This window comes from Demequina sp. (assembly GCF_024642165.1).
Lineage (GTDB): Bacteria > Actinomycetota > Actinomycetes > Actinomycetales > Demequinaceae > Demequina.
On the sequence record NZ_JAHEBP010000092.1, the window covers coordinates 1 to 8008 of the forward strand.

At 72.0% G+C, this 8008-nt stretch carries 7 protein-coding genes, 2 tRNA genes and 1 pseudogene; 7 read left to right on the forward strand and 3 right to left on the reverse strand.

Annotated elements, in window-relative coordinates:
• Nucleotides 1–227: pseudogene (locus tag Q0L54_RS08685) on the reverse strand (serine acetyltransferase); the annotation flags it as partial.
• Nucleotides 228–284: 57 nt separating this feature from the next.
• Complete coding sequence (gene cysK, locus Q0L54_RS08690) at nucleotides 285–1220, reverse strand: cysteine synthase A (protein WP_296667240.1); 936 nt, start codon at nucleotides 1218–1220, stop codon at nucleotides 285–287.
• A gap of 394 nt (nucleotides 1221–1614) precedes the next feature.
• Between cysK and Q0L54_RS08695 the strand changes: the two genes are divergently transcribed.
• The 6 genes from Q0L54_RS08695 (at nucleotide 1615) to Q0L54_RS08720 (ending at nucleotide 7646) form a co-directional block, all read left to right on the forward strand.
• Nucleotides 1615–2082 carry an SRPBCC family protein gene (locus tag Q0L54_RS08695; RefSeq protein WP_296667242.1) on the forward strand — a complete coding sequence of 156 codons (468 nt, stop codon included), beginning with the start codon at nucleotides 1615–1617 and terminating at the stop codon, nucleotides 2080–2082.
• Between the two features lie 64 nt (nucleotides 2083–2146).
• A complete protein-coding gene (locus tag Q0L54_RS08700; RefSeq protein WP_296667247.1) occupies nucleotides 2147–2617 on the forward strand; it encodes an SRPBCC family protein in 471 nt (156 codons plus the stop codon).
• Complete coding sequence (locus Q0L54_RS08705) at nucleotides 2614–3030, forward strand: DUF1761 domain-containing protein (protein WP_296667249.1); 417 nt, start codon at nucleotides 2614–2616, stop codon at nucleotides 3028–3030. The genes Q0L54_RS08700 and Q0L54_RS08705 overlap by 4 nt, the downstream gene beginning before the upstream one ends.
• A gap of 167 nt (nucleotides 3031–3197) precedes the next feature.
• Nucleotides 3198–3614, forward strand: coding sequence for a DUF1761 domain-containing protein (locus Q0L54_RS08710; RefSeq protein ID WP_296667251.1), 417 nt, complete (start codon nucleotides 3198–3200; stop codon nucleotides 3612–3614).
• 59 nt (nucleotides 3615–3673) lie between these two features.
• Nucleotides 3674–4624, forward strand: a complete 951-nt coding sequence (locus Q0L54_RS08715) for an aldo/keto reductase (protein ID WP_296667253.1) — start codon at nucleotides 3674–3676, stop codon at nucleotides 4622–4624.
• Nucleotides 4625–4703: 79 nt separating this feature from the next.
• Nucleotides 4704–7646 (forward strand): aminotransferase, encoded by a 2943-nt coding sequence (locus tag Q0L54_RS08720; protein ID WP_296667256.1) that lies wholly within the window; start codon nucleotides 4704–4706, stop codon nucleotides 7644–7646.
• Nucleotides 7647–7671: 25 nt separating this feature from the next.
• On the opposite strand, the gene Q0L54_RS08725 is transcribed toward Q0L54_RS08720, so the two are convergent.
• A tRNA-Gly gene (locus Q0L54_RS08725) sits at nucleotides 7672–7745 on the reverse strand.
• 88 nt (nucleotides 7746–7833) lie between these two features.
• Between Q0L54_RS08725 and Q0L54_RS08730 the strand changes: the two genes are divergently transcribed.
• A tRNA-Pro gene (locus Q0L54_RS08730) sits at nucleotides 7834–7907 on the forward strand.
• The last annotated feature ends 101 nt before the right edge of the window (nucleotides 7908–8008 follow it).

The following is an 8008-nucleotide window of genomic DNA, read 5'->3' on the forward strand; positions in this document are numbered from 1 at the left end:
GGGTGGATCTCGATGCCCGTGGCGCGGCGGGCCTGCTGAGAGACCAGCCGTGCGTACGAGCGCAGCCCACGGTGCCACAACCAGTGCGCCACCCGGTGGTACCAGACGGCGTGCACACCTTGGTAGGAACCCGCGATCACCCACCACGCGGGCGCGGCGGGATCCCGCCGCTGCGCGGTGCGGATGTCCTCGAGTGCTCGGGCGAGCACTCCGATCTCGGATGCCATCGGGGAACCTTCCGGGTGGGGGCGGTGACGGACAGTCGAACGCGGGACCGGACCTGGTTAATCCATCAGGTCCGCGTAGAGCACGGACGAGAGGTAGCGCTCGCCGAACGACGGGATGATCGCGACGATGGTCTTGCCGGCGTTCTCGGGACGCTTCGCCACCTCGATCGCCGCGTGCAGCGCGGCGCCGGAGGAGATGCCCACGAGCAGTCCCTCCTTACGTGCCGCGGCGCGCGCGGTGGCCACCGCGGTCTCCGCGTCGACGTCGAACACCTCGTCGTAGACCTCGGTGTTGAGGATCTCGGGCACGAAGTTCGCGCCGATGCCCTGGATCTTGTGGGGACCGGGCTGGCCGCCGTTGAGGATCGGGGACTCCGCCGGCTCGACCGCGATGATCTGGATGGAGGGCTTGCGCTCCTTGAGCACCTCGCCGACGCCGGTGATGGTGCCGCCGGTGCCCACGCCCGCGACCACGATGTCGACCTCACCGTCCGTGTCGTTCCAGATCTCCTCCGCGGTGGTGCGACGGTGGATCTCCGGGTTGGCCTCGTTGGCGAACTGGCGCGCGAGGACGGAGCCGGGGCGCTCCGCGGCGATCGCGTTGGCCGCCTCGACGGCCCCGCGCATCCCCTCGGGGCCGGGCGTCAGGATGAGCTCGGCACCGAAGGCGCGCAGCAGCGCGCGACGCTCCTTCGACATGGTCTCAGGCATGGTGAGCACCACGCTGTAGCCGCGGGCGGCACCCACCATCGCGAGCGCGATGCCGGTGTTGCCGGACGTGGCCTCGACGATGGTGCCGCCCGGCTTCAACTCGCCCGACGCCTCGGCGGCGTCCACGATCGCTACTCCGAGACGGTCCTTGACCGAGCTCGCGGGGTTGTAGAACTCGAGTTTGCCGAGCACCGTCGCGTCGATCCCGTCCGCGAGGACGTTGATTCTGACGAGCGGAGTGTTGCCGATGAGGGCGGTGACGTCCTGGTAGATGCGGGACATGGCTTCTCTTTCCGTGCGGGGATGGGATTCATGAGGGTCAACGCGAAAGCATCGCTATCGATGCCGGGGCGAGCGCTGGCGGCAGGCCATGGTGGTGCCTCGTCCGAGGCGATGCCAGCGCTCTAGAGACAGCAGCAGGCGCACATGCAGCAGCACATGCTGGCGGTGGAGCAGGACAGGCGGGCAGAGGCGGGTGCGGGGACCGCACGGCGCTCGATGCTCATGGACCTGACCTTTCGTGTGCTCGAGGGTCAGGGTATCGCCGTGCGGGGGGCGAGGCAACCTGCGCGGCGAGGTTCGGTCGACGCATCGTCCCCGCTACTGCCGCTGCGGCGGCGCTGCGGTTACGGTGGGACCAGTGGCCCCGTGCGGCGGCCCGTCCCAAGGAGGCCCGATGTCCGGCCCGCTCGATGTGTCCGTGGAGCGCGAGGGCACGGTGCGCGCCTCCGCCAAGGACGTGTGGCACGTGCTCACCGTGCCGGAGCTGCGCGTCCAGGTCTTCTCCATGGTCACGCAGGCGGCGACCGAGGAGGGCGAGCCGGGCGAGGTGGGCCACGTGCTGCAGATCACCGAGCGTGACGGGGGCGGCGAGCCCATCGTGGTGCGCCTGACCACGGTCGAGGCCGAGCCCTACAGCAGGCTGGTGCAGGAAAGGGTGGGCCCCGACGGCTCGTTCACCACCACCACCCTGCTCGAGGAGTCCCAGGACGGCACGCGGGTGAGCCGCGTCTTCCACGTCTACAACGCCAACCCGAGTATCGCGGAGCGCGCGATGCGCAAGGCCATCGCGACGTTCTTCACGCTCGGCGGGACCGTGCGCCTCAAGGCGGACATCGGGGACCTCATCAGGCACTTCTCCTGACGTCCTCGCGTGCGCGCGAGCGCTCGGCGGCTAGCCTGGGGCGAGTGCGGGAGAGGGGACTGTCATGGTCGGGCACAGCGTCAGTGTGGAACGGGAGATCGCGGCGGACGTCGCACGGGTGTGGGGCGTCATCACGGACCTCGACTACGCGACCGAGGTGATGTCCGCGATCGTCGCCATCGAGAGGGTCGAGGGTGACGGGTACGAGGTGGGCGTGCGGTGGCGGGAGACCCGCCGCATGTGGGGCCGCGAAGAGACCGAGGAGATGTGGGTGACCGCGGTGGACGAGCCGCGATCCACCACCGTGCGCTCCGAGTCGCGCGGCACCGTCTACGTCACGGAGTTCACCCTGGAACCCACGGACACCGGCACCCACATCAAGGTCGACTTCAGCGCCGAGACCCCGGAGCCGGGACCCGCGCAGCGCATCGGATGGCTGGTATTCGGCCGCGCCGGCATGAAGGCGACGCAGAAGGCGCTCGAGAAGGATCTCGAGGACATCGCCGCCGTGACCGAGGAGAGGGGCAGCGAGTGAACTGGTTCACCCCCAGCGACATCGAGTGGATCGCGGTGCTGCTGGCCACCGTCGCGGGCTTCGCAGTGGGCGCCGTCTGGTACCACGAGCGCCTCCTGGGCCGCGCCTGGATGCGCCTGGTGGGGCTCACCGAGGAGGACCTGCGCGGCGCGTCGCCCGCGCGCTTCGCCGCGACGGGCGTGGTGCTGCTGGTGACGGCCATCGTGGTCAACGTGCTGATGGTCGAGCTCTCCGTGCTGTCCGTGGGAGGGGGAGCGCTGTTCGGCGCCTTCATCGCGCTGGTGTTCCGGGTGGGCAACCACGTGATCCACAACGGGTTCGAGCTTCGCCCCCACACGCTCACCGTCATCAACGGGCTGCACGACGTGCTGGCGCTCGCGGCGGCGGGGGCCATCATCGGCGCCTTCGTCTAGCGCTGTCGCCCCTGCCCCACCTCGCCCCCGCCCCCGCCTCACTCCCGCTACGGGCAGTTCACCGACGCTTCTGAGACTTTTCATCCTCCTGCGGGTAGCTGAGTGTCGCCGGTCACTACTCTGCACTTAGGCCCCGCGTCGCGGCGCCCCGGACCCGGGGAGGGGTCATGGACTGGTTCACGTTCGAGGGGATCAACTGGATCGCCGTGCTGGTCGCGTTCGTGGTCGCGTTCGCCGTGGGCTGGTGGTGGTACTCGCCGGCCGGATTCTGGAAGATCTGGCGCACCCAGGCCGGCGTCACCGACGAGCGCATGGAGCAGGCGAACATGGGCGCTGCCTTCGCGGGCACCATCGTCGCGAACCTCCTGGGCGTGGTGCTGCTCGCGATGCTGATGAACGCGCTTGGGATCGACGACTGGTCCGGCGGACTCCTGCTCGGTGCCGCCGTGGGCCTCATCTTTCGGGGCGGAGCGCACGCGATCCACAACGGGTTCGCCCTGCGCAGCCCCACCGTCACGCTCATCGACGCCGCGCACGACATGGTGGGACTCGCGATCGCCGGAGTGGTGATCGGGCTGTTCTGACCGCAGGCGCCCGCCGCTCGCTGCGGAATGTCGCGCGGACAGCGCCGGTTGACGCGTCCATGACAACGGAGATCACTGCCGGGACGCTCGGATCGCTCGACCTCTCGCACGCGCCGTTGGCGCTGGGAGGCAATGTCCTGGGCTGGACGGCGGACCGCGACGCATCGTTCGCGGTCCTGGACGCCTTCGTCTACGGCGGCGGCTCGATGATCGACACCGCGGACGCGTACTCGGCCTGGGCGCCCGGCCACGTGGGCGGCGAGTCGGAGACCGTCATCGGCGAGTGGGCAGCATCGCGCGGACACCGCGACCGCGTGCTCATCGCGACCAAGGTGTCGCAGCACCCGAGCTTCCGCGGCCTGGCGCCCGACAACGTGCGCGCCGCGGCTGAGGCCTCGCTCGCCCGGCTGGGCACGGACCGCATCGACCTCTACTACGCCCACTTCGACGATGCGGAGACGCCGCTCGCGGACACCGCCGCCGCCTTCAGCCGGCTGGTCGACGACGGCTTGGTGCGCGAGATCGGGATCTCGAACTACACGCCCGAGCGCATCGACGAGTGGTTCGCCGCCGTCGACGGCGAGGGCCTGCACCGGCCCGTAGCGCTCCAGCCTCACTACAACCTGGTCGAGCGTGGCTTCGAGGGCGGGCTTCGCGGCGCCGCCGAGCGCCACGGCCTGGGCGTGCTGCCGTACTTCGCGCTCGCCAAGGGATTCCTCGCGGGCAAGTATCGCGACGGCGCCGATGCGGTGGACAGCCCGCGCGCCGAGGCCGCCGCCTCCTACCTCGACGACCGTGGGCGGCGGGTGCTCGCTGCGCTCGACGAGGTAGCCGCCGCGCATTCGGCGCCCGTGGCCGCGGTGGCGGTGGCCTGGCTGCGCGCGCAGCCCACGGTGGTGGCGCCCATCGCCTCGGCGCGCAACGTCGAGCAGCTGGCGCCGCTGCTGACCTCCATGACGCTCGACCTGTCGCACGACGAGCTGGCGTCGCTCACCCAGGCGTCCATCTGACAGGGACGATGCGCCCCGCGCCGGGCGCCTGAGCGTGCCGTGGGCGCGGGGCCGGGCCGCGTGCGACGATGCGCTCATCATGAACGCATCGACGTCGCCGGGCCCGGCGGGCCTCACCTCATCCGACGCGGCCCAGTTCGCCGCGGAGCGTTTCGACGTCGACGTCGCCGAGCACCGCGACCTGGGCAGCAACGAGGACCAGAATCTGCTGCTCACCGCAGGGGATGGGCGCCGGCTGCTCCTCAAGGTCTCGCACCCGGGCATCCCACTGGAGGCCCTCGAGGCGCAAAACGCCGTGCTCGCGCACCTGCGGACCGCGCCCGGCGACGGTCCGGTCCCCACGGTGCCCGCGGCGCACGTCTCCGTTGCCGGACGCGAGGTCGAGGAGGTGGAGCTCGACTCGGGGGCGCGGGTGCGCATGCGCCTCCTCGACTTCCTTCCGGGGTCCCCACCGGTGGGCGCCCGGCGCCTCGCCGCTGGGCTGCCCTCCCAGCTGGGCGCCGCGGCCGGTGCGATGTCCTCGGCGCTGCGCGACTTCGCCCATCCCGGACTGCCCGCGGACGGGTACTGGGACCTGCGCGGCGCCCGCCTCGTGCTCGACCAGGCGGCCCCGCGGCTGGGGGCGCCGGAGCGCGACCGGCTCGAAGCAGTGCTCGGCGCGGCCGAGGTCCGGCTCGCGCCCGTGCGCGATGGCCTGCGCGTCCAAGCGATCCATGGAGACCTCACCGTCGACAACGTGGTGGTCGACGGCGACGGCCGCATCGCCGGCGTGATCGACTTCGGCGACGTCGGACACGGGTGGACAGTCGCGGAGATCGCGGTGTGCGCGTGCGCGCTGCTCCAGTACGACGGCGACGCCCTGCACGACGCGCTCGACGCGATCGCGGCCTTCGATCGCGTCGCCCCGCTCACGGAGGCCGAGGTGGTGGCGGTCTGGCCGCTCGTGGTCCAGCGGGCCGTGGTGCTGGCCGCGGCGGGGGAGCAGGTGCTCGCCGCCGATCCGGACAACGACTACGCCCGCGCCCGGCGACCGCTCGAGGCCCGGATGCTGGAGCGCGCCACGCTCTGGGCGCTCGACGAGGCCGAGCTGCTGGTGCGGCACGCGTTGGGAAGGATCCCTGGACCCGGGTCCGTCGAGCTCACCCCGATGATCGCCGGCCTCGCGGGTGCCCCCGAGGTCGACCTCTCGGTCACCGCGCCCGCGTACGACGGCGGGGCCTGGCGCGACCCCTCGACCCTGCGCCGGGCGCTCGCCGCGGCGCGTCAGGGCCACGGCGGCGCCGTCACCCGGTTCGGCGAGGCTCTGCTGCTGCCCGAGGCCGCCGGCGCCGCCCCGCCTCGCTCTGTCCTCACCGGCCGCGCGCTCGCGGTGGATCCGGGCACGGTGGTGACTGCCCCCGCGGACGGGGTGATCCTTTCGACGCCCGACGGCGGAGTGTCTCTGTCGATCGACGGCGGCGGAGCCGTCCACCTGCGCGGAGTCGACGCAACGGTGCCCGTGGGCACCCGGGTCGCGCGCGGAGCGCTGGTGGCGCGCGCATCGGACGCGGGCGATGGCGTCGCAGCGGTGCTGGTGTGGCAATGCATGCTGCCGCACCTCGCCCCGCCGGCCCTGGTGGCGCCCGGCCACGAGGACGCGTGGCTCACGCTGTGCCCCGACCCCGCCGCGCTGGTGGGGAGGGACCCGACCGCCGCATCGTCCCGGGGCACTGGGCCCTCGCCCCGAACGGCGGCGGACCTCCTCGCCGCCCGCGACCGGGCGTTCGCGCGTGTGCAGGAGCACTACTACGCGGCGCCGCCGCAGATCGAGCGCGGCTGGCGCCACCACCTCATCGACACCGCCGGCCGAGGCTACCTCGACATGATCAACAACGTCGCAATCCTGGGCCATGGTGAGCCACGGCTCGCGGACGCCGTGGGGGCGCAACTGCGTCGCCTCAACACCAACTCGCGGTTCCACTACCACGCGGTGGTGGAGCTGTCCGAGGCGCTCGCCGCGCGCGCGCCCGACGGCCTGGACGCGGTGCTGCTGGTCAACAGTGGGAGCGAGGCGGTGGACCTCGCGATCCGGATCGCGCGCGCCGCCACCGGTCGCACGGACGTCCTGGCGCTCACCGAGGCGTACCACGGCTGGACGGTGGGCGCCGATGCGATCTCCACGTCCCTTGGCGACAACCCGGGGGCGCTGGCGACCCGTCCCGACTGGGTGCACCTGCTCGACGCGCCCAACACGTACCGCGGCATCCACCGCGGGGCGGAGGGGCACCGCTACCTCGAGGATGCGCTGGGGCGGATCGAGGCGCTCGACACCGCGGGCGTGGCCCTCGCCGGATTCGTGAGCGAGCCGATCTTCGGCAACGGCGGCGGGATCCTGCTGCCCGACGGCTATCTCGCCGGCGTCTGGGAGGCGGTGCGCGCGCGCGGAGGGATCTGCGTCTCGGACGAGGTGCAGGTGAGTTACGGCCGGCTGGGCGAGCACTTCTGGGGCTTCGAGCAGCAGGGGGTGGTGCCGGACGTCATCGCCGTCGCCAAGGCCATGGGCAACGGCCACCCGCTGGGCGCCGTGATCACCACCCGGGCGATCGCGGAGGCGTTCGCCGCGGAGGGCTCGTTCTTCTCCTCCGCCGGTGGCAGTCCGGTGGGCTGCGTGGTGGGCGCCACGGTGCTGCGCGTGCTCGAACAGGATCGCCTCCAGGACAACGCGCGCGACGTGGGGGCGTCGCTCGCGGACGGGCTGCGGGCGCTCGCGGCCCGTCATCCCGCACTCGGAGCGGTCCACGGCATGGGTCTCTACCTGGGCGTCGAGGTGGTCGACGGGGGTCCCGACCACCCGGATCCGAGCGCTGCCACGGAGATCTGCGAGGCGCTGCTCGACGAGGGCGTCATCGTCCAACCCACCGGCGACCACAAGAACGTGCTGAAGATCAAGCCGCCGCTCACGATCGACGCGGCCGCCGTCGATCGGTTCCTGACGGCGCTCGGCCGGGTGATGGTGCTGAGGGAGGCGCGGGCCGCGCTGTGAGCGGGCGCTCACGGGCGCCGGGAAATGGAGCGGGTGACGGGAATCGAACCCGCACCATCAGTTTGGAAGACTGAGGCTCTACCATTGAGCTACACCCGCGAAGCCCGCCGACGATGACGTCTGCTCGGCGCGTACTAGAGTAGCCGAGCCCGGCCGATGCGGGGTACCGCGCCGCACGGCGGCGCGACGGGGTGTAGCGCAGCTTGGTAGCGCATCTGCTTTGGGAGCAGAGGGTCGCAGGTTCAAATCCTGTCACCCCGACGTCGCGATTTCGCGGGGCTTCGCGCCCGCCGGCCCCTCCTTCGGGAGGGGCCTTTCGCCGTTGTATGCGCTGGTAGCCGCGCATCGTCCCGCCTGTCCCA